Genomic DNA, 24,810 nt, shown 5'->3' on the forward strand with positions numbered 1-24,810 from the left:
TCTGTTCGACTATTAGAATTTGATTCACTCTTTTATGCATAATTCTCAAGCGTTCACAGACTCTCTTCCTAAACACATTGCTATCATTATGGATGGTAATGGTCGCTGGGCAAAAGCTCAGGGCAAGCCTCGCGTCTTTGGCCATAAAAACGGTGTTCAAGCCGTTCGTAAAACCATCTCTTCTGCAGCCAGACTTGGCATTAAAGCCGTTACTCTTTTTGCATTTAGTAGCGAAAACTGGCGTCGTCCTGAAGAAGAAGTCGGTATCTTGATGGAACTGTTTATTTCAGTGCTGTCGAGTGAAGTTAAAAAGCTTCATAAAAATAATCTACAACTTCGTGTTATTGGTGATAAAAGTCGTTTCAATGATCGACTACAAAAGAAGATAGAAGAAGCGGAAGCTTTGACTAGCACCAATACGGGTATGGTTATTAATATTGCAGCTAACTACGGCGGTAAGTGGGATATTCAGCAAGCAATGACCTCTATTGCTCAACAGGTAAAGTCTGGTGATATTAATGTAGATGATATTGATGAAGCTATGATTACACAGCACCTGACAATGGCAGATATTCCTGAAGTCGATCTACTTATCCGTACCAGTGGCGAATGCCGCATTAGTAATTTTATGCTTTGGCAGTTGGCTTACGCCGAAATGTATTTCACTGAACAATTCTGGCCAGACTTTAATGAAGACAGCTTAGTAGAAGCTGTGACTTGGTTTGTAAACCGTGAGCGTCGTTTTGGATGCACCGGTGAGCAAATTAAAGCTCTGATGGACAGTTAATAAGGATTTTTTGGTTTGAAACAACGAATTATTACGGCGTTGATTTTAGCTCCCCTAGTTATTCTAGGTATTTTCGAGTTATCACTTCCTACATTTATTCTTTCACTAGCGGTAATCTCGCTATTGGGTTTTTGGGAGTGGACTCAGTTTGTTGAAAGCAAATCGCGTTATTTAGCGTTGATTCCAACGGTTGTGGTTAGTGCTGCAAGTTTTGCTTTTATCCCTTTTGATGCATTTAGCCTTAATAACTTGTCTACTGCTCACTACGCCATTCTAACGATTGGCTCGATTTGGTGGGTAATCGCGAGTGGCATGGCGGTGACTTATCCTAAGTCTATGCCTGCATGGAAAGACTCTTCTCTTCTTCGTCACGTCTTTGGTGTGCTGACTCTGCTGCCATTCTTTTGGAGTGTGGTTATCCTGCGTGCTAACGGTATCGATGCTGATCCTTACCACGGCGCAAAACTGGTGATGTTTGTTTGCTTGCTTGTTTGGGCGGCGGACAGCGGTGCTTATTTTTCAGGAAAGAGTTTTGGTAAGCGTAAAATGGCACCAGCGGTAAGTCCGAATAAGACGATTGAAGGTCTTATTGGTGGCATTATTACTGCAGTGATCGTGGCTTGGATCTTTGCTGACTTGTTTGACATCCAATTCACAAGCCCACTTCACATGATTGTTATTACCCTTGTGACCGTTGTTATTTCTGTTCTAGGTGACCTTGTTGAAAGCATGTTTAAGCGTGTTTCTGGGGTGAAAGACAGCAGTAATCTGATTCCTGGTCATGGTGGTATACTAGATAGAATAGATAGCTTAACGGCTGCATTCCCTGTCTTTGCTCTGCTTTATTTAGCATTCTAATAAAAAAGGGCAGTGATTCTGCCCTTTATTACATTTCTACGGTCATATGTGATGCGAAATCTAACTATCCTTGGCGCCACCGGCTCAATTGGTGCAAGTACACTAAAAGTCGTCGAGCAAAACCCAGATCTCTATTCAGTGGTTGCACTGGCTGCAGGCTCGAATGTTGAAAAGATGCTGGCGCTAGTTGAAAAGTGGCAACCAAGCTATGTTGCTATGGCTTGCCCTGATGCAGCGTCTCAACTGACTGAAGTGTTGTCCGCGAGTTACTCTAACGTAAAAGTTCTTTCAGGCACTGAAGGCATGTGTCAGGTTGCTTCTCTAGAGGAAGTGGACACGGTAATGGCCGCGATTGTTGGTGCCGCTGGTTTACTTCCTACTATGTCTGCGGTTAAGGCTGGTAAGCGTATCTTGCTTGCTAATAAAGAAGCCTTGGTGATGTCTGGACAGTTGTTTATAGACGCCGTGGAAAAGTACGGTGCTGAACTACTTCCAGTTGATAGTGAACATAATGCTATCTTTCAATGCTTGCCTCAAAACGTACAAACTAACCTAGGCCGTTGTGATTTAGAAGAGAACGGTATCAACCATATTCTTTTGACTGGTTCGGGTGGTCCTTTCCGTTATACGGACGTTGCTGAGCTAGAGTCGGTAACACCAGAACAAGCTATCGCACACCCTAACTGGTCTATGGGTCCTAAGATCTCGGTCGATTCAGCGACTATGATGAATAAGGGATTAGAGTACATTGAGGCGAAATGGTTATTTAATGCCTCTCAAGAGCAGTTGAAAGTGATTATTCATCCTCAGTCTGTGATTCATTCTATGGTCCAGTACAAAGATGGCTCTGTGCTTGCTCAAATGGGTGAACCTGATATGGCGACGCCAATCGCTTTGACGATGTCTTACCCTGAGCGTACAGAAGCGGGTGTTAAGCCTCTGGATTTCACCAAAGTGGGCGAGCTTACTTTCCTAGAACCAGACTTTAGCCGTTACCCATGTTTAAGATTAGCGATTGAAGCTTGCTACCTAGGTCAGCATGCAACAACCGCAATTAATGCAGCAAACGAAATTGCAGTCGATGCTTTCTTGAACAATCGAGTGAAATTTACCGATATTGCCGTCATTAACGAGCATGTTATGAGCAAAGTATGTGAACAACATAACTCTGAGGGCTTAGATAGCTTGGAAAGCCTCCTCGAGCTCGATAATATGTCTCGTCAATTAGCCAATCAATTTATTAAAGAGCAGCTAGCATGAGTGGAATTCTGTGGAACTTCGCATCCTTTATTGTAGCGCTTGGTATTCTGGTCGCTGTTCATGAGTTTGGACACTTCTGGGTTGCTCGTCGCTGTGGTGTGAAAGTTGAGAAATTCTCGATTGGTTTTGGTAAATCAATCTGGAGCAAAGTTGGCCGTGATGGCACAGAGTACAGCTTGTCTGTCATTCCATTGGGCGGCTACGTTAAGATGCTTGATGGTCGTGTAGACGACCTTTCTGAAGACGAACAACAATACGCTTTTGATAAGAAGCCATTGTGGAAAAGAACGGCGATAGTTGGCGCAGGTCCTGCGTTTAACTTTATCTTTGCCGTCTTTGCGTATTGGCTTGTATTTTTGATTGGCGTACCGGCGGTTAAACCCGTAATTGGTGAAGTTACTCCGCAATCTATTGCTGCACAAGCCGGAATTGAAACTGGAATGGAACTTAAATCTATTTCGGGAATCAAAACCGCAGATTGGGAATCAGTCAATATGGGTTTGATATCGCATATTGGTGATCAGTCCATGACTGTAACGGTTGCTTCTCAAGACGATATCGGCTTTGAACAACAGATGACATTGGATATTTCAGACTGGTCATTCAACCCAGAAACTGAATCTGCAATGACAACGCTGGGCTTTAGACCATATTCTCCAGAGATATCGACAGTGCTCGCTCAAGTCATTGATGACGGTGCGGCATACGATGCAGGGGTAGAAGCTGGCGACAAAATTGTTGAGATTTATGGGCAGCCTATTGAACAGTGGCAGTCGGTTGTTGAGTTAATCCGTTCAAACCCGATGACATCCTTGGACCTTGTAGTCCTGCGAAATGGTACTGAACAGTCATTAATTATGACGCCAAAAAGCCGCGAGCTTTCTGATGGTTCCACAATCGGCTATGCAGGTATTGCTCCAGAAGTCGCAGAATGGCCAGAAGATTATCGCTTTGAGTTACAATTTGGTGTAATTGAGTCTGTAGGAAAAGCATTTGATAAAACAGGTCAAATCATTGGTTTGACGCTGACAATGCTTAAGAAGCTCATCGTTGGTGATGTTGGCTTAAATAACTTGAGTGGCCCGATTTCAATAGCTAAAGGCGCAGGGACAACCGCCGATTACGGTTTGGTTTACTTCTTAGGCTTTTTGGCTCTGATTAGTGTTAACTTGGGGATTATTAATTTGGTTCCGCTGCCTATGCTTGATGGCGGACATTTGCTCTTTTTCGCTATTGAGGCCGTTACTCGTAAACCGGTGCCTGAAAAAGTTCAGGAAATGGGATACAGAGTGGGAGGTGCAATCCTCTTCTCTTTGATGGCTCTGGCAATATTTAATGATTTTACTCGTCTGTGAATGGTTTCTCACAGGCATTGGTAGTAGCAAGGAATAATTAGAATAAGTATGGCGATTAAGCAAATTCTGTTCGCAAGTCTATTGGCCACTAGTGTGGCTGCGAACGGAGCACAAAACTTTGTGGTTCAAGATATCAAGGTCGAAGGTTTACAGCGTGTTGCACTTGGTGCTGCTCTACTGAAAATGCCAGTGCGTATTGGCGATGAAGTGGATGAAAGCGATGTATCTGAGATCATTCGTGCACTGTATGCTTCAGGTAACTTTGAGGACGTTAAAGTCCTTCGCGATGAAGGTGTTTTAGTTGTTCAAGTGAAAGAACGACCGACCATCGCGAGCATTTCATTCTCGGGTAACAAAGCGATCAAAGAAGAGCAGCTTCAGCAGAACCTAGATGCGTCTGGTGTTCGTGAAGGTGAAGCTCTTGACCGTACTACGCTGAGTAACATTGAGAAAGGCCTTGAAGATTTTTACTACAGCGTGGGTAAGTACAACGCGACAGTAAAAGCGGTTGTGACGCCTCTGCCACGTAACCGTTCTGACCTTAAGTTTGTGTTTACTGAGGGCGTATCCGCTAAGATTCAGCAAATCAACTTTATCGGTAATGAAGTCTTCTCAGACTCTGAACTGCTTAGTCGTTTCAATCTGAATGTAGATGTTGCATGGTGGAATTTCCTTGCGGATGAAAAATACCAAAAGCAAGTATTAGCCGGTGATATCGAAGCGCTGAAATCTTACTACCTTGACCGTGGTTACCTTAAGTTTAAGGTCGACTCTACGCAGGTGGCGATCTCTCCAGACAAGAAAGGTGTTTACATCACGCTTGGTCTTGATGAAGGCGAAGCTTATACGGTTAAAGATGTCTCTTTCCGTGGTGAATTAATCGGTCGTGAGGCTGACTTCGAAGCGTTAGTGCCATTCGAAGACGGCGATACGTACAACGGTTCTTCGGTAACGTCTTTGGAAGAGAACGTAAAACGAATTCTTGGTGAATCTGGCTACGCGTACCCACAAGTTCGTACGATTCCTGAATTTGACGATGAGACCAAAGAGGTGTCGTTGGTTATCAATGTAGAAGCGGGCAGCCGTATCTATGTTCGTGATATTCGATTCACGGGTAACAACTCAACGAAAGACGAAGTACTGCGTCGTGAAATGCGTCAAATGGAAGGCAGCTGGCTTAACTCTAAGTCAATTGATACTGGTAAGAGCCGTCTTAACCGTTTAGGTTTCTTTGAAACGGTTGATGTACAAACAGTGCGTGTTCCTGGCAGTGAAGACCAAGTTGATTTGGTTTACAACGTTAAGGAAGCTAACTCAGGCAGCATCAACTTTGGTGTTGGTTATGGTACTGAATCAGGTGTTAGTTTCCAAGTTGGTTTACAGCAAGACAACTTTGCGGGCTCTGGTAACCGTGTTGGCGTAAGTGCCATGATGAATGATTACCAAAAGAACGTGAGCTTAGACTACCGTGACCCATACTGGAACCTGGATGGTGTGAGCTTAGGCGGTAAGATCTTCTACAACGAATTTGAAGCCTCTGAAGCGGGTATCGTCGACTATACCAACCAAAGTTATGGTACCAGCCTAACATGGGGTTTCCCTGTGGATGAGCTGAACCGTCTTGAGTTTGGTGTTGGTTATACGCACAACAAGATCGGTAACGTTCCGACCTATATCCAAGTGGAACAGTTCGCGAGAAGTATTGACCAATATGGTGACGAACACATCCTAACTGATGACTTCGATATCAATATATCTTGGACTCGTAACAATCTTAACCGCGGTTTCTTCCCTACTGAAGGTAACCATCAACGTGCTTTTGCTAAGGTGACGGTACCCGGTTCTGATGCTCAGTACTTCAAAATGCAGTACGATGTAAAACATTACATCCCGCTGACTAAAAAGCATGAGTTCACACTATTGATGCGTGGCCGTTTAGGCTATGGTAATGGTTATGGTCAAACGGATGGTAACGATAATTTGTTCCCATTCTACGAGAACTACTACGCAGGTGGTTTTACAACCCTACGTGGTTTTGGCTCTAACTCGGCAGGTCCGAAAGCTGTTTACGGAAGCAGCACAGGTAACAACCCTACATACGATTCAGCTACTGATGACTCAGTAGGTGGTAACGCGGTTGCTTTGGCAAGCTTAGAGTTAATTGTACCAACGCCGTTTGCTTCTGATGAAGCGCGTAGCCAGATTCGTACCAGTGTCTTCTTTGACATGGCGAGTGTATGGGATACCGAATTCGTAGACCGCGGCGCACCTAACAGTGGCAGCCAGTACTATTACGATTACTCTGATCCAACAAATTACCGTTCATCTTATGGTGCCGCTCTTCAATGGATGTCACCGATGGGCCCACTGGTTTTCTCTCTAGCGAAACCAATTAAAGTTTACGAAGGTGATGATGAAGAGTTCTTCACATTTACCATTGGTAGAACTTTCTAATATTTAAAGGACAATATTTTGAAAAATATGATTAAAGCAGCAGGTTTAGGCCTTGTAGTTCTTAGCTCTTCTTTCTTTGCAACAGCTGCTGAAGCTGCGCAAAAAGTGGGTTATGTAAACACTGCACAAGTATTCCAGGCTCTACCTCAGCGTGAAGTTGTTCTTCAAAAAATGCAGGAAGAGTTCAAAGATAAAGCGGCTGAGCTACAGAGCATTCAAGCTGAAGCGAAAACGAAGATTGAAAAGCTTAAGCGTGATGGCGAGCTACTAGGTCCTGAAGAAGTTGAGAAGCTTCGCATCGAAGTAGGCCAACTAGACAGCAAGTACAAAATCAAGGCTCAAGCACTAGAAAAAGCAAGTCAACGTCGTGAAGCACAAGAGAAGCAGAAGCTGTTCAAAGTGATTCAAGATGCTGTAACTAAAGTTGCAGAGAAAGAAGGCTACGACATGATCGTTGATATTCAAGCTCTACAATACGGTAAGCCTGAATACAACATCTCTGAGCAAGTAATTAAATCACTGAAATAAGTTTTATGAAGAACCTGACTTTAGCCGAATTGGCAACGATTACTGGGGGAGAGCTACACGGAGACGGTACGATTACCGTCTCAGCAGTCGCTCCTATGGATAAAGCGCAAGAAGGTCACATTACGTTCCTTTCTAACGTGAAGTACAGCAAGCACCTAGGTGACTGTAAAGCATCCGCTATTATGGTTAAAGAGAGTGAGCGCGAACTGTGTAAGACCAACGTTATTGTGGTTAGTGACCCTTACGTTGCTTTTGCTAAGGTTGCTCAAGCGCTTGATACTACTCCTGCTCCCGCAGCGGCTATTGCTGATTCTGCTTCAATCTCTAGCGATGCAACCATTGGACAAAATGTGTCTATTGGCGCGAACGCTGTGATTGAGTCTGGTGTAGTACTTAGTGACGATGTGGTCATCGGTGCTGGTTGCTTTATTGGTAAAAATGCAAAAATTGGCGCAGGCACTAAGCTGTGGGCTAACGTCAGTGTTTACCATGAAGTTGTGATTGGTGAAGCATGTCTGATCCAATCAAGTACTGTTATTGGCTCTGATGGCTTTGGCTATGCGAACGAGAAAGGCGAATGGGTTAAGATCCCGCAAGTCGGCTCGGTTCGCATCGGTAACCGCGTAGAAATTGGCGCGTGTACTACCATCGACCGCGGCGCATTAGATGACACAATCATTGAAGACAACGTTATCCTAGATAACCAACTTCAGATTGCTCACAATGTTCACATCGGATATGGTTCAGCTCTTGCAGGTGGTACTATCATTGCAGGCAGCACGACGATAGGTAAGTACTGTATTATTGGTGGTGGTAGTGTGATTAATGGTCACATTGAAATTACTGACGGCGTTACGATTACCGGAATGGGAATGGTAATGCGCAGCATCACTGAGAAAGGCATGTACTCTTCGGGTATTCCTTTACAGCCAAACAAAGATTGGCGTAAAACAGCAACGCGTGTTCATCGTATTGATGAAATGAACAAGCGTTTGAAAACCGTTGAAAAACTTATTGAGAAGAGCGCGGAATCATAATTCCAGCATTTCTAATAAAAGGCTCGCGTACAGCGAGTCTTTTTCGTTTATAATCCTTCTAATTAAATAAAGAATATACATAGGAATACGACTTTGACTACTGAACAGACAACGATGAACATTACTGAAATTCAGGAACTATTACCTCATCGCTACCCATTCTTAATGGTTGATCGTGTGACTAGCTTTGAAAAAGAAAAAACACTGACCGCAATTAAGAATGTTTCTGTTAACGAACCTCAGTTCACAGGCCACTTCCCTCAGCTTCCTGTATTCCCAGGCGTGTTGATCTTAGAAGCAATGGCACAAGCAACAGGCCTTCTAGCATTCAAATCTTTCGGTGCGCCTTCTGGCAACGAGTTGTACTACTTTGCTAGCGTAGATAAAGCTAAATTCCGTAAGCCAGTAGTACCAGGTGACCAACTGGTTATCGAAGTTGAATTCTTAAAAGAACGTCGCGGCATCGCATCGTTTAACGGTGTTGCTAAAGTTGACGGCGTAGTTGTATGTTCAGCTGAACTTAAATGTGCTCGTAGAGAGTTTTAATATGATTCATGAAACAGCGAAAATTCACCCGGCAGCAGTAATCGAAGGTGATGTAACTATCGGTGCTAACGTGACGGTTGGGCCTTTCACTTACATTGCTGGTAACGTGACAATTGGTGACGACACTGAAGTGATGTCGCACGTTGTGATCAAAGGTCACACAACCATTGGCAAAGAAAACCGTATCTTCCCACACGCTGTTATCGGTGAAGAAAACCAAGATAAGAAATACGGCGGCGAAGACACAACAGTTGTGATCGGTGATCGCAACGTAATTCGTGAAGCGGTTCAAATCCATCGTGGTACGGTTCAAGATAAAGCAACCACAGTGATTGGTGATGACAACTTACTTTGTGTTAATGCTCACGTAGCGCACGATGTTATTGTTGGTAACCACACTCACATTGGTAACAACGCTATTCTTGGCGGTCACGTAACGGTTGGCGACTACGCTGGTGTTATGGCACTTTCTGCGATTCACCCGTTCTGTTCGATTGGTGCTTACGCATACATTGGTGGCTGTTCTGCAGTTGTTCAAGATGTACTGCCGTACGTACTTGCACAGGGTAACCACGCGGCTCCATTCGGTCTTAACCTAGTAGGTTTGAAGCGTAACGGATTTGAAAAACCTGAAATTCGTGCACTACAGAAGGCGTACAAAGAGTTATACCGTTCAGGTAAAACACTTGAAGAAGCGAAAGCGGCTTTAGTTGAAATGGCAAAAGAGTTTACTTCGGTAGCGCCTATGCTTGAAATGCTAGAGAACTCTGAGCGCGGTATTATTCGTTAATACTCGATGTGGTTATGTACCAATCAATGTGAGTATGACAATAATTACTTCATCAGAATGGTATAACAAAAAGATCGCTACTCGTTAGGCGGTCTTTTTTGTTTTAGGCAACAAGGGAATTGAAAAACTATGGCACAGCAAGAAGCAGCAACCAATAGCTCGGACTTCGTTTCGAATGAACCATTGCGCGTAGGCATTGTTGTCGGCGAACTGTCTGGCGATACGCTTGGTGAAGGCTTTATCAAAGCGATCAAATCACAATACCCGAATGCTGAGTTCGTTGGCATTGGCGGGCCGAAAATGAAAGCCCTGGATTGTGAGTCTCTTTTCGAGATGGAAGAGCTGGCCGTTATGGGCTTAGTTGAAGTGCTTGGCCGTTTACCTCGCTTGTTAAAAGTAAAAGCAGAGCTGGTTAAGTATTTCACTCAAAATCCACCCGATGTCTTTGTCGGCATCGACGCGCCCGACTTCAACCTAAGGCTTGAGTTAGACCTTAAGAACGCTGGTATCAAAACGGTGCATTACGTGAGCCCTTCAGTATGGGCTTGGCGTCCAAAGCGTATCTTTAAAATCGACAAAGCAACTGACTTAGTATTGGCTTTCTTGCCGTTCGAAAAAGCGTTCTACGATAAATATAACGTTGCCTGTGAGTTTGTTGGTCACACGTTGGCAGACGCGATTCCTTTAGAGCCTAGTAAACAAGATGCTCGAGAGCTGTTAGGTCTTGATCAAGACAAGCAGTGGTTAGCCGTATTACCGGGTAGTCGTGGTGGTGAGATGGGTTTGATTGCTCAGCCATTTATCGAAACTTGCCAACGTATCAAGCAGAAGTATCCGGATATCAATTTTGTTGTTGCGCTCGTTAACGAGCAGCGTAAAAAGCAGTTTACTGAAATCTGGCAATCGACCGCACCTGAGCTTGAATTCACGTTAGTCGAAGATACGGCAACCAACGTGATTACCGCCGCTGATTCTGTGCTCTTGGCTTCAGGTACCGTGGCTCTTGAATGTATGTTGCTTAAACGCCCTATGGTGGTTGGTTACAAAGTAAATAAGCTGACGGGTTACATTGTTAAGAAATTGGCGATCACTGAGTTTGTGTCACTGCCGAATATTTTGGCTGGTGAAGAGATCGTGAAAGAGCATATTCTTGAAGAGTGCCACCCAGACTTTTTGTTCCCGTCTGTCGATAAGATGCTATCAGCCGATAACAGTGCCTTGATCGAACGCTTTACCGAGATGCATCACTGGATCCGTAAAGACGCAGACAAACAAGCCGCTAACGCAGTATTGAAATTGATTGACCGACCTTTTGTTGAAGCATAAAGCGCTTACATACAGAACATTAAGAGATTAGTTATGGCAGTAAAAGAGAAAAAAGAGCTTCCTCCATTTGAATATCCGCAAGGCTACCAGCTGTTTGCTGGCGTAGATGAAGTAGGACGCGGCCCTTTGGTTGGCGACGTGGTGACTGCTGCGGTTATCCTCGATCCAAACAACCCAATCGAAGGCTTGAACGACTCAAAGAAATTATCTGAGAAAAAGCGTCTTGCGCTGCTTCCAGAAATCAAAGAGAAAGCTTTAGCGTGGTCTGTCGGTCGTTGTTCTCCACAAGAAATTGATGAGTTGAATATTCTGCAAGCGACGATGGTAGCTATGCAGCGAGCTATCGCAGGTTTGAGCGTTCAACCTGATATGGCGTTGATAGATGGAAACCGTGTCCCAGAACTGCCGATGGACGGTCTTGCGATTGTGAAGGGGGACTTGCGAGTGGCTGAAATCAGTGCGGCGTCTATTATCGCAAAAGTCGTTCGTGACCAAGAGATGGAAGATCTTGATAAACTTCATCCAGAGTTTGGTTTTGCTAAACATAAAGGTTACCCGACCAAAGCGCATTTCGAAGCGATTGAAAAACATGGTGTAACCGAGCATTACCGTAAGAGCTTTAAGCCAGTAAAACGTATTCTTGGCATAGACTAGAGCTTTACGTTAACTAGAGCTTAGCATCGAATAAAGTTGCTAACTTGTATTAGAAAAAAATAGAATACACACAGTTGTAATCCTAGGCTCAAACCTAGAACTCAGGAAAAATAATGTCAGATCCAAAATTTGTTCACCTACGCGTACACAGTGACTTTTCGATGGTGGATGGCCTATCCAAGGTGCCACCATTAGTTAAAAAAGTCGCTGAAATGGGTATGCCTGCTCTAGCATTGACCGACTTTACCAACCTGTGTGGTTTGGTGAAGTTTTACGGTACTGCCCATGGGTGTGGGGTTAAACCTATTATTGGTGCTGACTTCTTGATGCAGTCTCCGGAATTCGGTGACGAGTTGACCAAGCTCACCGTTATCGCAACGGACAATAAAGGTTATAACAACCTAACGCTACTTATCTCAAAAGCCTACCTTCGTGGTCACGTTCAGCATCAGCCTGTTATTGATAAAGAGTGGCTAATTGAGAATGCAGAAGGCCTGATCATTCTATCGGGCGCCAAAGAAGGTGAGATTGGTAAGGCGTTACTGAAAGGTAACCGTGATTTGGTTGCAAGCAGCGTTGAGTTTTACAAAATGTACTTTGCCGACCGTTTTTACTTGGAGCTGATTCGTACCGGACGACCAGATGAAGAGTCATACTTACATTTTGCGTTAGAGCTTGCTGAACAGGAAGACTTGCCTGTTGTCGCAACCAACGAAGTGGTTTTTCTAACTGAAGACCTGTTTGATGCTCACGAAATCCGCGTGGCGATCCATGACGGTTTCACTATGGTCGACCCTCGTCGTCCTAAGAACTACAGTGCGCAACAGTATCTTCGTAGCGAAGAAGAGATGTGTGAGCTGTTCTCAGACATTCCAGAAGCGCTAGAGAACAGTGTTGAGATTGCCAAGCGTTGTAACGTGACCGTTCGTTTAGGTGAATACTTCCTGCCTAACTTCCCTACGGAAGGTTTGGCGATTGAAGACTTCTTGATCAAGAAATCAGAAGAAGGTCTTGAACGACGTTTGGCGTTCCTATTCCCTGACGAAAAAGTTCGCGCTGAGCGCAGACCTGAATACGATGAGCGACTCAAGATCGAGCTCGAAGTTGTCAATAACATGGGTTTCCCAGGTTACTTCTTGATCGTAATGGAGTTCATTCAGTGGTCAAAAGACAACGATGTGCCAGTAGGTCCAGGGCGTGGTTCTGGTGCCGGTTCTTTGGTGGCTTACGCGCTTGATATCACCGATCTTGATCCACTTGAATACGATCTACTTTTCGAACGTTTCTTGAACCCAGAACGTGTATCCATGCCCGATTTCGATATCGACTTCTGTATGGATAAGCGTGACCAAGTTATTGATCACGTTGCTGAAATGTACGGTCGTGATGCGGTATCTCAGATCATCACCTTTGGTACCATGGCGGCGAAAGCGGTAATTCGCGATGTAGGCCGTGTACTGGGCCACCCGTTTGGTTTCGTCGATCGAATTTCAAAGCTTGTACCGCCAGATCCGGGTATGACGCTAGAGAAAGCATTCCTTGCTGAACCTGCATTGCCAGAGCTTTATGATGGCGATGAAGAAGTTCGTGAGCTGATTGATAAGTGTCGCATCCTTGAAGGTTGTACGCGAAATGCCGGTAAGCACGCGGGTGGTGTTGTTATTTCACCAACCACGATCACCGATTTTGCGCCAATTTATGCCGATGCCGAAGGTAACTTCCCAGTAACGCAATTCGATAAGAATGACGTTGAAACCGCTGGTTTGGTTAAGTTCGACTTCTTGGGTCTACGTACCCTGACCATCATCGACTGGGCGTTGGGCCTCGTAAACCCACGCTTAAAGAAAGAGGGTAAAGAGCCTGTTCGTATCGAGTCGATTCCTCTTGATGACCAAGCATCGTTCAACCTATTACAAAATTCTGAAACCACCGCGGTATTCCAGCTCGAATCGCGTGGTATGAAAGACCTGATCAAACGTCTACAACCGGACTGTTTTGAAGATATTATCGCATTGGTAGCCCTGTTCCGTCCGGGTCCTCTGCAATCAGGCATGGTAGATAACTTTATCGACCGTAAACACGGCCGTGAAGCGGTTTCTTACCCTGATGAAACGTGGCAACACGAATCGCTGAAAGAGACGCTAGAACCTACGTACGGCATCATCCTGTATCAAGAGCAGGTAATGCAAATCGCACAGATCCTTGCTGGCTATACGCTTGGTGGAGCGGATATGTTGCGTCGTGCGATGGGTAAGAAAAAACCAGAAGAGATGGCAAAGCAGCGTGGTACCTTTAAAGAGGGCGCTGAAGCCAATGGTGTTGATGGCGAACTGGCCATGAAGATCTTTGACTTGGTAGAGAAATTTGCGGGCTACGGCTTTAACAAATCTCACTCGGCCGCATACGCACTGGTTTCTTATCAAACGCTATGGCTGAAAACGCACTACCCAGCGGAATTTATGGCTGCGGTAATGACAGCGGATATGGATAACACCGAGAAGGTTATCGGCCTTGTTGATGAATGTTTCCGTATGAAGCTCAAGCTTTTACCCCCAGATATCAACTCGGGTCTCTATCGTTTTAACGTCGATGAAGATGGCGCGATTGTTTATGGCATCGGTGCGATCAAAGGGGTCGGTGAAGGCCCTATTGAAGCGATCATTGAAGCGCGAAATAAAGGCGGTTACTTTAAAGACTTATTCGACTTCTGTGCGCGTCTTGATCTGAAGAAGGTTAATAAACGTGTTATCGAAAAGTTGATTCTATCCGGAGCCTTAGATAGATTAGGTCCTCACCGAGCGGCGATGATGGCATCTTTGAAAGATGCGGTGAAGGCGGCGAGCCAACACCACCATGCCGAGTCTTTTGGTCAATCTGATATGTTTGGTGTGTTGACCGATGCTCCGGAAGAGGTTGAACACAAGTATACCCAAGTGCCTAAATGGCCTGAGAAGGTTTGGCTTGAAGGTGAACGTGAAACGCTTGGCTTGTATTTAACGGGTCACCCGGTTAACGCTTACATCAAAGAGTTAGCGAAATACACCAGCTGTCGTTTGAAAGATGCTACGCCAACGCGTCGTGACCAATCATTAACGATTGCTGGCTTGGTGATTGCGGCGAGAGTGATGACGACTAAGCGCGGTACGCGAATCGGTTTGATGACACTTGATGATCGATCGGGCCGAATGGAAGTGATGTTGTTCTCGGATGCGCTCGATCGCTACGCAGAATTGCTCGAAAAAGACAAAATTGTTGTCGTTTCCGGACAGGTCAGCTTTGATGATTTCAATGGCGGGCTTAAAATGTCCGCGCGCGAGGTCATGGACTTAGGAAGCGCCCGTGAGAAATATGCTCGTGGGGTGTCGATATCTATCGACCAATCCCAAATTAACGGTCAATTTTTTGAACGCTTTAGTCAAATCTTAGAACCTTATAGAGCCGGAACGGTCCCAGTCAATGTATACTACCAGCGTGCCGACGCTAGAGCGCGGTTAACATTGGGCACAGAATGGCGTGTGACGCCAAGTGATACATTACTAGACGAATTAAAACAGCTGCTTGGAAATAGCCAAGTAGAACTCGAATTTAACTAAAATTTAGCTTCGCGAATGCGGAGCTGAATCAACAAGGATTCATAGATGAGCCTGAACTTTCTAGAATTTGAAAAGCCTATCGCTGAACTTGAAGCAAAAATCGAAGCGCTACGTGACGTTTCGCGTCACGGTGGTGACACAGCGGTAGATCTAGACAAAGAAATCGAACAACTAGAGAAAAAAAGCTTAGAGCTTAAACAGAAAATCTTTAGTGACTTAGGTGCATGGCAGGTAGCTCAACTTGCTCGTCACCCTCAACGTCCTTACACAAAAGATTACCTGGAGCATGCATTCACAGAGTTTGAAGAGATGGCGGGCGATCGCGCTTACGCTGACGACAAAGCTATTGTGGGTGGTATGGCTCGTCTAAATGGCCGTCCTGTTATGGTTATTGGTCACCAGAAAGGTCGTGAGACTAAAGAGAAAGTGATCCGTAACTTTGGTATGCCAAAGCCAGAAGGTTACCGTAAGGCGCTACGTCTAATGGAAACTGCTGAGCGTTTCAACATGCCTATCATCACTTTCATCGACACAGCGGGCGCATACCCAGGTGTTGGTGCTGAAGAGCGAGGTCAATCTGAAGCTATCGCTAAAAACCTAAAAGTGATGGCTGGCCTTTCAGTTCCTGTTATCTGTAACGTTGTGGGTGAAGGCGGTTCTGGTGGTGCACTAGCGATTGGTGTTGGTGACTACGTGAACATGCTTCAGTACTCTACGTACTCAGTAATCTCTCCAGAAGGTTGTGCTTCAATCCTATGGCGCGATTCAGATAAAGCACCACAAGCTGCTGAAGCGATGGGTCTGATTGCTCCTCGTCTTAAAGAGCTTGAGCTTATCGACGAAATCATTCCTGAGCCTCTAGGTGGCGCGCACCGCGACCCTGCACAAACGGCTCAGAACATGAAAGACATGTTGGTTAAACAGCTAGAAGAGCTAGAGCAGTTTGATAACGAAACGCTGCTTGAGCGTCGTTACCAGCGTCTAATGAGCTACGGCTACTGCTGATAACTTGCCTTAGCGATAAGGCTAGCTATACGAACAAATGATGAAAGGGTTGGACTCAGTGCCAACCCTTTTTTATTATTAAAACATTATCCCTTCACACACGATCTCTTGGTTTATTAGCCTCATGACACACTTAATTGATACCTTCACATCTGTACTTGATCAAAGCGCGCTTAAGCCTTGTCGGTTGATCGTCGCTTTCAGTGGTGGTGTCGATTCACGAGTTTTGTTGGAACTGGCTGCGCAATACGCTAAGTCCCATCACATTGAGTGCTGTGCGGTACATGTTCACCACGGCTTAAGCAACAATGCTGATTATTGGGCAGAGCAGTGCCAAACATGGTGTGATGCTTTGTCGGTATCCTTGTTCATTGAACGAGTCTCGTTAGATATCAGCCGTGGAGAAAGCATTGAAAAGCTGGCTCGAGACGCGCGATACCAAGCCTTTAAAAAGCATATTAGACAAGGCGATGTATTAGTGACAGGCCAGCACATCGATGACCAAGTCGAGACTTTTTTGTTAGCGTTGAAGCGTGGCAGTGGTCCGAAAGGGCTCTCTTCAATGGCGAAAATGATGCCGTTTGCTAATGCTTATATCGTTCGCCCACTGCTGTCGGTGACGAGAACGGATATTGAAGGGGCGGCGCGCGATATGGCTTTAACTTGGGTAGAAGATGAGAGTAATCAAGACGTTCGTTTTGACCGCAATTTTATTCGTCATCAAGTCACTCCGACACTGAACGAGCGTTGGCCTAGTTTCCAAGAGTCGGTCAGTCGCAGCGCTCAGCTATGTGCAGAGCAAGAGTTACTGTTGGATGAGTTGCTTGAGTCTCACTTACAGCAAGCTTTAGGTGGCAATCCAAGTCAAAGCATAAGTATAGAAGCACTATCTCAGCACTCTGATTTACTGCGTGCACGCCTATTAAGAATGTGGCTGAGCCACTGTAATCAACCGATGCCGAGCCAAAAGCAGCTCAAACTTATATGGGATGAGGTGGCATGTGCTCAGGCGGACGCCAATCCTAAGTTAGTGTTGAATGACGTTGAGGTTAGACGTTTTAATCATCAGCTCTATGTCGTCAAAGAGACCAAAGACTTGTCGAACTGGCAAAGCTATATCTCGATGGAAGAGAGCTTAGTTCTGCCTGATGGTTTAGGGGAGCTAAACTTAACTTCAGCGGCGAGTGATGGTGTGTCTAACCACCGTGATGTGCAACGTTTACGTTTTAGTCTCAACACAACGAGAGGAACACTGCGAGTGATCTTTAACCCTGAGGGATTGTCAGCACACCCTGTTGGGCGCGGTCATAGCAGGAAGCTGAAGAAGTTGTTTCAAGAGTACCAAGTACCCAGTTGGTTAAGGCGCAGAACGCCGATATTAATGGATGGCGATCAAGTGATCGCTGTTTTAGGCTTATTCGTAGATAAAAACTACGAAGGTCAAGATTGTGAAGCGCTTTGGAGCAAGTAGAAAAAGTTTGTGTCACAATTCGACGTCACTTTAATAAAAATAATTAATGGAATATGCAATGAAGAAAATTACACTAGGATTAGTTCTTGGATTTGGACTATTGAGTGGTAACGCTCTGGCGGCTGATGTTGCTGCGGGTCAAGCTAAAGCTGCAATCTGTGCGGCATGTCATGGTGCAGACGGTATCGCAGTGATCCCTGGCTATCCAAACCTTAAAGGTCAAAACGAGCAATACATCGCTTCATCAATTAATGCTTATAAGAACGGCCAGCGCACCGGCGGTTTGGCCGCTGTAATGCAGGCTCAAGCTTCAATGCTGAATGATGAAGACATCGCGAATCTAGCCGCTTACTACGCAAGCCTTAAGTAAAACCTTCTCAAAGCGCTGATTAAACAAGATGATAAATTTCGAGCCAGAGCTTTAAAGCTCTGGCTTTTTTCATTGAATGTTTACTATAGCTAACCGATAATGAGCCATTCGCACAGTTTAAGGGATGAACATGAAAAAGATTGAAGCCATTATCAAGCCATTCAAACTTGATGATGTACGTGAAGCACTTGCAGAAGTGGGCATTACGGGTATGACAGTATCTGAAGTTAAAGGCTTTGGACGTCAAAAAGGTCATACTGAGCTATACCGCGGCGCAGAGTACATGGTCGACTTTTTACCTAAAGTGAAACTAGAAATCGTTGTGACCGACGAAGTGGCTGACCAATGTGTTGACACCATCATCGAAACGGCTCAAACAGGTAAAATTGGTGACGGTAAGATCTTCATTACTGAAGTTGAACGTGTGGTACGTATTCGTACTGGCGAAGAAGACGAAGACGCCGTATAAAAAAACTATTACCCTAAAAGGAGCGTTTATCGCTCCTTTTTCATTTCTGGTAGGGTGCTGTATGTTTAAGAAAACCATCATTGTTATCACGCTATTGATAACGCTTGCTGTCGTTAGTTTTCATTTTATCTTCGTGATCCCGAATAAACCCAACCTGATCACTTCCTCTCAAAGTACCAGTAACGACATCTACAGCTGCTACCAAAACTCTGCACCGAAAGCGATTGATGTGTCTGATGGCTTAGACATTACGGTGTGGAATATCTATAAGCAAAACCGAAATAATTGGCAGAGTGAGTTAAATAAGCTATCGGCAGGCAGCGATTTAGTCTTGCTGCAAGAAGCGAGTATGACAGAAGGACTTCGCCAATGGGTAACGAGTGGCCAATGGGGTAGTACTCGTGTGAATGCGTTTGAAGCCTTTGAGCAAAGTGCAGGGGTACTCAACCTAGCAACTCATTTACCGATTGAAGCTTGTGCTTATACTCACGAAGAACCTTGGCTTCAACTGCCTAAATCCGCGCTTTGGTCGCGTTACCAACTAAGCAATGGCGAAGAGTTGGCTGTGATTAATATCCACGCTGTGAACTTTACTTTTGGTACGGAAGATTACGAGGCTCAGCTCAAGAGCTTAACTGACAATCTGCAAAAGTATCGTGGGCCGGTTATTTTTGCTGGGGACTTTAATAGCTGGAGTGAAGCTCGCTTTGCTGTATTGAAAGATGCGTTGGAGAAGGTTGGTTTGACGGAAGTTGCCTTTGAGCCAGATAACAGAACTCAGTTCATTACAGGGCTAGTGCTCGACCACGTGTTCTATCGAGGGCTAGAGGTAGAAAAAGCAAAAGCGCCCATTACGGACGCTTCTGATCATAACCCTATGCGAGTGACCTTTAAGGCTAAATAGTCATTAGCTATTAGTCATTGGAGCTTAACCATTCGCACTGTGGTTACCTTGGGAAATCTAACGGAACAATAGGCTAGAGAGTTTTCGCTAGCCTTATCTCTTCAACTTAAAAGATTAAAATGTAGAGCGCCCAGATTAGGTAGTAGCCAACCCATGGTAAGCCAGAAATCACAAGCGCTTGCCCGCGTTCAAACTCAGTCCACGTCAATACCGCGGCATAACCTAGCACGATGTACCATGGAAGAAGCAGTGGTAATGAGCTAGCAAACTGTGACCAATCATTAGTTAGCGGTAACTTGATCAAGCCATTTAAGCTGTTCAAGTCGGCAGCGTAGTTCATCACATGTCCATGCTTGAGTATCAGGCTTGCGTAGCTTGCGACATCACCTAAAACAGCTGGGAATATAACAACCGATGCCGCTGCAAACCATCGCCAAAAGCTGTGCTGATGTTGGCTTGGCTTGGTTGCTAGGTTAAACCAGAATGCCAATAGAACGATGGTTAATGTTCGGCCAAATACGTCGCTGATGATTTCACTTGCGAGTAAGGTATTGCTGTCAAGTAACGCCAATTGGTCAGGGTTCGTTTGAGCCAGTTGCTGCGAGAGCTCTGCACTTAACCATGCAAAATCTACATTCGAAAAATAAGCACCCCAAAATAAAAATGGGCTGAGCATTAATACGACGTAGGGTTGCCATCCCCAAGCACTTCGCTGATAAAGCGCTAAGAAACAAGCTGTTGGCGAACGGAATATATCCAACAGCATGACGAGTGGGTTACTTGACGGGTTCATACACTTACCTTAGTTACATCAACATACAGCTTCAGTTTTTGTCCTGGCTGTAGGTATTTCTTGTTCTGCAAAGTGTTCCATTTTACAACATCTGCACTTTTTACTTTGAACTTTGATGCAATACCGCTGACTGTGTCACCTGATCTCACGTTATAAAAGATCGTACGGATGATGGCGCCGTCTGAACCATTCTTCCAAATGACCAGTTCTTGACCAACTCTAAGCGTGTCGCGTGGTCCCATGCCATTCCACTTAGCCAGTGATTGGTGAGAGACCTTATTTGCGCGTGCAATCGTCCATAGGCTGTCACCACTTCTTACAGTATGGCTAAGCTTATATTGACCACGACTCTTCGACTGTGTGCTTGCTAGGCGATTTGAGGCGCTTAGGGCGTATGTCTTGTCGTCTTTGGTGGATGTTGGGATCAGTAAGTGCTGGCCAATACGAATATTGTTGTTGCTCAAACCGTTCGCAGAGCGGATCACTTTGCTGGTGGTGTTATATTTGCTTGCCAGTACGCTAATGCTGTCACCAGATTGAACCTTGTAACGCACCAACTTCATGCCTTTGCCTTTATTGGCAGCGACTTCTTTGTTGAATCTTTCAACTGAGTCTAAAGGAAGTAATAGTTGTTGGTGTTTCTCTGGCGCTGTCGCCCATTGGTTGTAAGCCGGGTTGTAACCTTGAAGTTCTTTGACAGGAATGCCTGCGTAGTTCGCAGCAATGGCTAAATCAAGCTGTTCTTCAGGGTTAACTAGAGTCAGCACTGGCTTGTTCTGGATCGCCGGAATATCGATGCCATACTTTTCTTGGTTGGCAATGACATCAGCTAGAGCAAGCAGTTTTGGTACATAGCTGCTGGTCTCTTTTGGTAAGTCCAGAGAGAAGAAGTCGATTGGTTTACCCAACTTCTTGTTCTTACGGATTGCGCTGTTTACTCGACCACCGCCACTGTTATAGGCAGCAATCGCATGGTTCCAGTCGCCATCGAAACGTCGGTTAAGATCTGAGAGGAAGTCCAATGCGGCGTCGGTAGAGGCGGCAACATCGCGGCGGCCGTCATACCAAAAGTTCTGTTCAAGACCGTAGTCTTTGCCTGTGCCTGAAATGAACTGCCATAGACCTGCAGCACTGCCATGAGAATAGGCAAACGCATCGAAAGAGCTTTCTACAACGGGTAGTAGTGCCAATTCTAGTGGTAAGCCTTTTTCTTCAATCTTAGTGGTGATCAAATATAGGAAAGGTTCAGCACGCTTTGATACGGTTTTTAGATGACTCGGGTGCTTGAGATACCAAGTTCGGTAGTAGTCGACCTTCTTTTGGTCTGGTACTTCCATTTCAAGTTGCATCGCAATTCGTTTCCAAACATCTTCTTGTGTTTGTGGAGTAACGACAGGTGCTTCAACTTTTTGATCTTCTTTGGCTGTTGCTTCTGATGAAACGTTCGCTTGAGAAACTTCTTTAGTAGGAGATGTGTTGGTTTGCTCGGAAGCTTGGTCTGGATTCTCTGACTGAGTTAATTGGCAACCAGAAAGTAGTAATACCAAAGCCCAGCTGTACTTAACTCGCATGTTACAGCCTTTTTAATTAACGGCCGATGATAATACTTGCCACCCCCTATGAGTGACAAGTCTGTATTTGTTAAAATTCGTTCTTCCACGCACGTAAAGCGGTGAATACTGATAAAGGATCGGTCTGCTCGGTGCGATTAGACACTGATTTCACTACACTTGGCTCGGTATAGCGCAGGAAGGGGTTCACAAACTTCTCTTGTCTCAAATTTGTGGGGATGGTCGACTTATTTTGAGCGCGAAGTCGGTTCACTTGATCGCGATATTGCTGCAAATGTTGGTTATCAGGCTCAACTGCTAATGCGAAAGCGATATTGGCTGCAGTGTACTCATGTGCACAATAAACTTCAGTTTCTTGAGGTAGCGCCGTGATCTTATTCAGTGCATCGAACATCTGCTGTGGTGTGCCTTCCATGATTCGGCCGCAACCCGCAGAGAACAGCACATCACCACAAAACAGTTTGGCATCACCCACATAACCAATGTGACCCGCGGTGTGGCCACTGAGCCCTAGGACGAGGAATACTTCGCCAAACAGTTCTAATTGATCACCATCATCGACCGGATGAGTTAAGGTAGGGATAGGTTCATTCCTTGGACCCACGACATCCACGCCGGGAAATTGTCTAACGAGTTCTGGAACGCCACCAATGTGATCGTGGTGGTGGTGTGTAATCAAGATTGCATCTAAAGTTAGCTCATGGTGTGCTAAGTACTCTAATACTGGAGCCGCATCACCAGGGTCGACGACAGCACAACGGCGATCGCTATTTTGAATCAGCCAGATGTAATTGTCGTTAAATGCAGGTATGCTTTTGATATGTAACATTATTGGTTCTCCAGTCACTTTTAGTGCGACAGAATAAGTGAGACAGATTATTGATGAAGCCAGCACGTAGCAGAAAGAAGTTTGAACGTCCTTACACTTGGGCGCAATTGCACAATGGGGACTGGTTGAGAGAATCTATTCAAACTCGACTCGATGAGTGGTGCCCAAAGCTATTTGGTTACCATATGCTCAAGCTCGGCGGCCTCAGTAGTGAGATTTCTAGCTGCACATGCAACATTCAACATCAAGTAAACCTAGATATCCAGAACCCATTACATAATGTGATAGCGGATGGCTATAATTTACCCTTTTTGGAAAAAAGCTTTGATGTTGTAGTACTGAGTCATCAGCTAGATTATAGCAATGACCCGCATCGATTATTGAGAGAAGTCGATCGAGTGATGATGGACGATGGCTATATCATTATCACCGGCTTCAACCCAATCAGTGTCACTGGACTTGCCAGTTTAATGCCTTGGCGAAAGAACAGTTTGCCTTGGAGTGGGCGGATGTACACCCCAAGCCGAATAAAAGATTGGTTAGGTGTACTTAATTATGAAGTGATTCATTGTGACACCTACGCGCTGTTTCCGATGAGTAAGTATCAAGCGATGTGGACGTGGTTGGAGAACAGCTTAGGTGGCTGCGCATCTTTTGCTGGAAGCCAATACTTTATTGTTGCTCGTAAACGTACTTACCCGCTTAAACCTATCAAGCCACATTGGCACCTTAAGCGACGTTTCTCGCCTGTTGGAGCCAGTTTTAGAACCAATACGCGCCGTACAATGGATTCAACCAAAGCGTCATATCCGCTAAAAACAGAAAAAGCCGACTAGTTGTCGGCTTTTTATCGATTGGTCAGTTTAAGAAATTATAAATCGCTTTCTGAAATGTGCGTCTAATTTAAAAAGCGGTTAGCTTGGCTGATAGCCCGTATCTTCTTGAGTCGGATTTTCCGCTGCGTTTCTTGCTAAATCATCACACATCTCGTTTTCTCTGTGCCCTGCGTGTCCTTTTACCCAGCGCCAATCAACGCTATGGCGAGCGGTTTCTTTATCGAGCCTTTGCCACAGGTCGGCATTTTTAACCGGTTTCTTGTCGGCCGTTTTCCAGTCACGCTTTTTCCAGTTATGAATCCACTGTGTGATACCTTGACGCACGTATTGGCTATCTGTGGTCAGAATCACAGAGCAAGGCTCTTTGAGGGCTTGCAGGGCAACGACAGCAGCGAGCATTTCCATACGGTTATTGGTTGTTAGCGTGAAGCCTTCTGCTAGCGTCTTCTCGACTTTTTTGTAGCGAAGTACGATGCCATAGCCACCGGGGCCAGGGTTGCCTAAACAAGAACCATCAGTGAAAATTTCAACTTGTTTCGTCATGATTTGATACTATTACCTCAAGCACATTATCGGCATAGTCTGACACAGTTATCCTTATGAATACCAGTAGCACTCCAGAACAAAGCACGAACGAAAAAAACAGTTCGAACGAAAATAAGCGCATTGTTGTACTCGATACCGAAACCACCGGTATGAATACAGAAGGTGGTCCTCACTATATGGGCCACCGCATCGTTGAAATTGGTGCAGTAGAGATCATCAACCGTAGGCTGACCGGGCGTCATTTCCACGTCTACATCAAGCCCGATCGTGCGATTCAAGAAGAGGCGATTGGCGTTCACGGTATCACCGATGAATTCTTGATTGATAAGCCTGAATACCAAGACATACATAAAGAGTTTCTCGACTTTATCAAAGGTGCTGAGCTGGTGGCTCATAACGCGCCCTTCGATACGGGCTTTATGGACTATGAGTTTGAGAAGCTCAACCCTGCGATAGGTAAAACGGATGACTACTGTAAAGTCACCGATACCTTGGCAATGGCGAAGAAGATATTCCCGGGTAAAAGAAACAACCTAGATATCTTATGTGACCGTTATGGTATTGATAACTCGCACCGTACTCTCCACGGCGCATTGCTCGATGCGGAGATCCTAGCTGACGTCTACTTATTGATGACGGGTGGTCAAACTTCGCTGCAATTTAACGCTGGTCAACAGGAAGGCGAAGCCGAAAGCATACGAAGAGTAGAAAGTGGTCGAAAATCCCTAAAGGTTTTACGAGCTACGGCCGATGAAGTAGAAGCGCATCAAAGTCGTTTAGATCTCGTCGAGAAAAGCGGAAGCTGCCTCTGGCGTCAGTAGGGAGAAA

The 24,810-nt window shown here is 45.2% G+C and carries 23 protein-coding genes; 19 read left to right on the forward strand and 4 right to left on the reverse strand.

What is annotated here, in order from left to right:
- Window positions 1-34 precede the first annotated feature (34 nt).
- The 17 genes from OCV20_RS03865 (at window position 35) to OCV20_RS03945 (ending at window position 19,407) form a co-directional block, all read left to right on the forward strand.
- A complete protein-coding gene (locus tag OCV20_RS03865; RefSeq protein ID WP_017063364.1) occupies window positions 35-787 on the forward strand; it encodes an isoprenyl transferase in 753 nt (250 codons plus the stop codon).
- 15 nt (window positions 788-802) lie between these two features.
- Entirely contained in the window at window positions 803-1,645 is an 843-nt protein-coding gene (locus tag OCV20_RS03870; RefSeq protein ID WP_086774705.1) for a phosphatidate cytidylyltransferase, read from the forward strand.
- Window positions 1,646-1,696: 51 nt separating this feature from the next.
- The gene (gene ispC / locus OCV20_RS03875; protein WP_086774704.1) at window positions 1,697-2,905 is read left to right on the forward strand and encodes a 1-deoxy-D-xylulose-5-phosphate reductoisomerase; all 1,209 of its coding nucleotides are present in this window, start codon (window positions 1,697-1,699) and stop codon (window positions 2,903-2,905) included.
- Window positions 2,902-4,260 carry a sigma E protease regulator RseP gene (gene rseP / locus OCV20_RS03880; protein WP_086774703.1) on the forward strand — a complete coding sequence of 453 codons (1,359 nt, stop codon included), beginning with the start codon at window positions 2,902-2,904 and terminating at the stop codon, window positions 4,258-4,260. The genes ispC and rseP overlap by 4 nt, the downstream gene beginning before the upstream one ends.
- Window positions 4,261-4,308: 48 nt before the next feature.
- Complete coding sequence (gene bamA / locus OCV20_RS03885; RefSeq protein WP_086774702.1) at window positions 4,309-6,714, forward strand: outer membrane protein assembly factor BamA; 2,406 nt, start codon at window positions 4,309-4,311, stop codon at window positions 6,712-6,714.
- A gap of 27 nt (window positions 6,715-6,741) precedes the next feature.
- Window positions 6,742-7,242: an OmpH family outer membrane protein gene (locus tag OCV20_RS03890; RefSeq protein ID WP_017063367.1), complete on the forward strand. Its 501-nt coding sequence runs from the start codon at window positions 6,742-6,744 to the stop codon at window positions 7,240-7,242.
- Window positions 7,243-7,247: 5 nt separating this feature from the next.
- Window positions 7,248-8,279 (forward strand): UDP-3-O-(3-hydroxymyristoyl)glucosamine N-acyltransferase, encoded by a 1,032-nt coding sequence (gene lpxD / locus OCV20_RS03895; protein ID WP_086774701.1) that lies wholly within the window; start codon window positions 7,248-7,250, stop codon window positions 8,277-8,279.
- 93 nt (window positions 8,280-8,372) lie between these two features.
- Entirely contained in the window at window positions 8,373-8,825 is a 453-nt protein-coding gene (gene fabZ / locus OCV20_RS03900; protein ID WP_009847408.1) for a 3-hydroxyacyl-ACP dehydratase FabZ, read from the forward strand.
- A gap of 1 nt (window position 8,826) precedes the next feature.
- Window positions 8,827-9,615, forward strand: coding sequence for an acyl-ACP--UDP-N-acetylglucosamine O-acyltransferase (gene lpxA, locus OCV20_RS03905; RefSeq protein ID WP_050644950.1), 789 nt, complete (start codon window positions 8,827-8,829; stop codon window positions 9,613-9,615).
- A 129-nt stretch (window positions 9,616-9,744) separates the two neighbouring features.
- Window positions 9,745-10,941, forward strand: coding sequence for a lipid-A-disaccharide synthase (gene lpxB / locus OCV20_RS03910; RefSeq protein WP_086774700.1), 1,197 nt, complete (start codon window positions 9,745-9,747; stop codon window positions 10,939-10,941).
- Window positions 10,942-10,974: 33 nt separating this feature from the next.
- The gene (gene rnhB, locus OCV20_RS03915; protein ID WP_017063371.1) at window positions 10,975-11,595 is read left to right on the forward strand and encodes a ribonuclease HII; all 621 of its coding nucleotides are present in this window, start codon (window positions 10,975-10,977) and stop codon (window positions 11,593-11,595) included.
- Window positions 11,596-11,708: 113 nt separating this feature from the next.
- Window positions 11,709-15,188, forward strand: a complete 3,480-nt coding sequence (dnaE, locus tag OCV20_RS03920; RefSeq protein WP_086774699.1) for a DNA polymerase III subunit alpha — start codon at window positions 11,709-11,711, stop codon at window positions 15,186-15,188.
- A 45-nt stretch (window positions 15,189-15,233) separates the two neighbouring features.
- Window positions 15,234-16,193, forward strand: coding sequence for an acetyl-CoA carboxylase carboxyl transferase subunit alpha (gene accA / locus OCV20_RS03925; protein WP_017060731.1), 960 nt, complete (start codon window positions 15,234-15,236; stop codon window positions 16,191-16,193).
- 124 nt (window positions 16,194-16,317) lie between these two features.
- Window positions 16,318-17,664: a tRNA lysidine(34) synthetase TilS gene (gene tilS, locus OCV20_RS03930; protein WP_086774698.1), complete on the forward strand. Its 1,347-nt coding sequence runs from the start codon at window positions 16,318-16,320 to the stop codon at window positions 17,662-17,664.
- 58 nt (window positions 17,665-17,722) lie between these two features.
- Window positions 17,723-18,034 (forward strand): c-type cytochrome, encoded by a 312-nt coding sequence (locus OCV20_RS03935; protein ID WP_086774697.1) that lies wholly within the window; start codon window positions 17,723-17,725, stop codon window positions 18,032-18,034.
- A 130-nt stretch (window positions 18,035-18,164) separates the two neighbouring features.
- Window positions 18,165-18,503 (forward strand): nitrogen regulatory protein P-II, encoded by a 339-nt coding sequence (gene glnB / locus OCV20_RS03940; RefSeq protein ID WP_017063373.1) that lies wholly within the window; start codon window positions 18,165-18,167, stop codon window positions 18,501-18,503.
- Between the two features lie 61 nt (window positions 18,504-18,564).
- Window positions 18,565-19,407 carry an endonuclease/exonuclease/phosphatase family protein gene (locus OCV20_RS03945; RefSeq protein ID WP_048612211.1) on the forward strand — a complete coding sequence of 281 codons (843 nt, stop codon included), beginning with the start codon at window positions 18,565-18,567 and terminating at the stop codon, window positions 19,405-19,407.
- A 106-nt stretch (window positions 19,408-19,513) separates the two neighbouring features.
- Here OCV20_RS03945 and OCV20_RS03950 read toward each other — a convergent pair whose 3' ends face one another.
- From OCV20_RS03950 to gloB, 3 genes are all read right to left on the reverse strand, one after another.
- Complete coding sequence (locus tag OCV20_RS03950) at window positions 19,514-20,200, reverse strand: YIP1 family protein (protein WP_017060727.1); 687 nt, start codon at window positions 20,198-20,200, stop codon at window positions 19,514-19,516.
- Window positions 20,197-21,771, reverse strand: a complete 1,575-nt coding sequence (locus tag OCV20_RS03955) for a LysM peptidoglycan-binding domain-containing protein (protein ID WP_086774696.1) — start codon at window positions 21,769-21,771, stop codon at window positions 20,197-20,199. Before OCV20_RS03955 ends, OCV20_RS03950 begins: the two co-directional genes overlap by 4 nt.
- Window positions 21,772-21,841: 70 nt before the next feature.
- Window positions 21,842-22,600 (reverse strand): hydroxyacylglutathione hydrolase, encoded by a 759-nt coding sequence (gene gloB, locus OCV20_RS03960; protein WP_017060725.1) that lies wholly within the window; start codon window positions 22,598-22,600, stop codon window positions 21,842-21,844.
- A gap of 53 nt (window positions 22,601-22,653) precedes the next feature.
- On the opposite strand from gloB, the gene OCV20_RS03965 reads away from it, so the two are divergent.
- Entirely contained in the window at window positions 22,654-23,436 is a 783-nt protein-coding gene (locus OCV20_RS03965) for a class I SAM-dependent methyltransferase (protein ID WP_048606645.1), read from the forward strand.
- Between the two features lie 78 nt (window positions 23,437-23,514).
- On the opposite strand, the gene rnhA is transcribed toward OCV20_RS03965, so the two are convergent.
- Window positions 23,515-23,979: a ribonuclease HI gene (gene rnhA, locus OCV20_RS03970; protein WP_017069372.1), complete on the reverse strand. Its 465-nt coding sequence runs from the start codon at window positions 23,977-23,979 to the stop codon at window positions 23,515-23,517.
- Window positions 23,980-24,035: 56 nt separating this feature from the next.
- Here rnhA and dnaQ point away from each other — a divergent pair, with 56 nt between their 5' ends.
- Window positions 24,036-24,803, forward strand: a complete 768-nt coding sequence (dnaQ, locus tag OCV20_RS03975; RefSeq protein WP_017060722.1) for a DNA polymerase III subunit epsilon — start codon at window positions 24,036-24,038, stop codon at window positions 24,801-24,803.
- The last annotated feature ends 7 nt before the right edge of the window (window positions 24,804-24,810 follow it).

Source organism: Vibrio coralliirubri (assembly GCF_024347375.1).
In the GTDB taxonomy this organism is placed as follows: domain Bacteria; phylum Pseudomonadota; class Gammaproteobacteria; order Enterobacterales; family Vibrionaceae; genus Vibrio; species Vibrio coralliirubri.

Excerpts from the sequence above, each read along its gene's own strand:
- OCV20_RS03935 (WP_086774697.1), top strand. The coding sequence starts at position 17,723 with ATGAAGAAAATTACACTAGGATTAGTTCTTGGATTTGGACTATTGAGT.
- ispC (WP_086774704.1), top strand. The coding sequence starts at position 1,697 with ATGCGAAATCTAACTATCCTTGGCGCCACCGGCTCAATTGGTGCAAGT.
- glnB (WP_017063373.1), top strand. The coding sequence starts at position 18,165 with ATGAAAAAGATTGAAGCCATTATCAAGCCATTCAAACTTGATGATGTA.
- rnhA (WP_017069372.1), bottom strand. The coding sequence starts at position 23,979 with ATGACGAAACAAGTTGAAATTTTCACTGATGGTTCTTGTTTAGGCAAC.
- gloB (WP_017060725.1), bottom strand. The coding sequence starts at position 22,600 with ATGTTACATATCAAAAGCATACCTGCATTTAACGACAATTACATCTGG.
- lpxB (WP_086774700.1), top strand. The coding sequence starts at position 9,745 with ATGGCACAGCAAGAAGCAGCAACCAATAGCTCGGACTTCGTTTCGAAT.
- OCV20_RS03965 (WP_048606645.1), top strand. The coding sequence starts at position 22,654 with ATGAAGCCAGCACGTAGCAGAAAGAAGTTTGAACGTCCTTACACTTGG.
- OCV20_RS03950 (WP_017060727.1), bottom strand. The coding sequence starts at position 20,200 with ATGAACCCGTCAAGTAACCCACTCGTCATGCTGTTGGATATATTCCGT.
- tilS (WP_086774698.1), top strand. The coding sequence starts at position 16,318 with ATGACACACTTAATTGATACCTTCACATCTGTACTTGATCAAAGCGCG.
- OCV20_RS03865 (WP_017063364.1), top strand. The coding sequence starts at position 35 with ATGCATAATTCTCAAGCGTTCACAGACTCTCTTCCTAAACACATTGCT.
- rnhB (WP_017063371.1), top strand. The coding sequence starts at position 10,975 with ATGGCAGTAAAAGAGAAAAAAGAGCTTCCTCCATTTGAATATCCGCAA.
- bamA (WP_086774702.1), top strand. The coding sequence starts at position 4,309 with ATGGCGATTAAGCAAATTCTGTTCGCAAGTCTATTGGCCACTAGTGTG.
- dnaE (WP_086774699.1), top strand. The coding sequence starts at position 11,709 with ATGTCAGATCCAAAATTTGTTCACCTACGCGTACACAGTGACTTTTCG.
- lpxD (WP_086774701.1), top strand. The coding sequence starts at position 7,248 with ATGAAGAACCTGACTTTAGCCGAATTGGCAACGATTACTGGGGGAGAG.
- dnaQ (WP_017060722.1), top strand. The coding sequence starts at position 24,036 with ATGAATACCAGTAGCACTCCAGAACAAAGCACGAACGAAAAAAACAGT.
- accA (WP_017060731.1), top strand. The coding sequence starts at position 15,234 with ATGAGCCTGAACTTTCTAGAATTTGAAAAGCCTATCGCTGAACTTGAA.
- lpxA (WP_050644950.1), top strand. The coding sequence starts at position 8,827 with ATGATTCATGAAACAGCGAAAATTCACCCGGCAGCAGTAATCGAAGGT.
- rseP (WP_086774703.1), top strand. The coding sequence starts at position 2,902 with ATGAGTGGAATTCTGTGGAACTTCGCATCCTTTATTGTAGCGCTTGGT.
- OCV20_RS03890 (WP_017063367.1), top strand. The coding sequence starts at position 6,742 with ATGATTAAAGCAGCAGGTTTAGGCCTTGTAGTTCTTAGCTCTTCTTTC.
- OCV20_RS03945 (WP_048612211.1), top strand. The coding sequence starts at position 18,565 with ATGTTTAAGAAAACCATCATTGTTATCACGCTATTGATAACGCTTGCT.
- OCV20_RS03955 (WP_086774696.1), bottom strand. The coding sequence starts at position 21,771 with ATGCGAGTTAAGTACAGCTGGGCTTTGGTATTACTACTTTCTGGTTGC.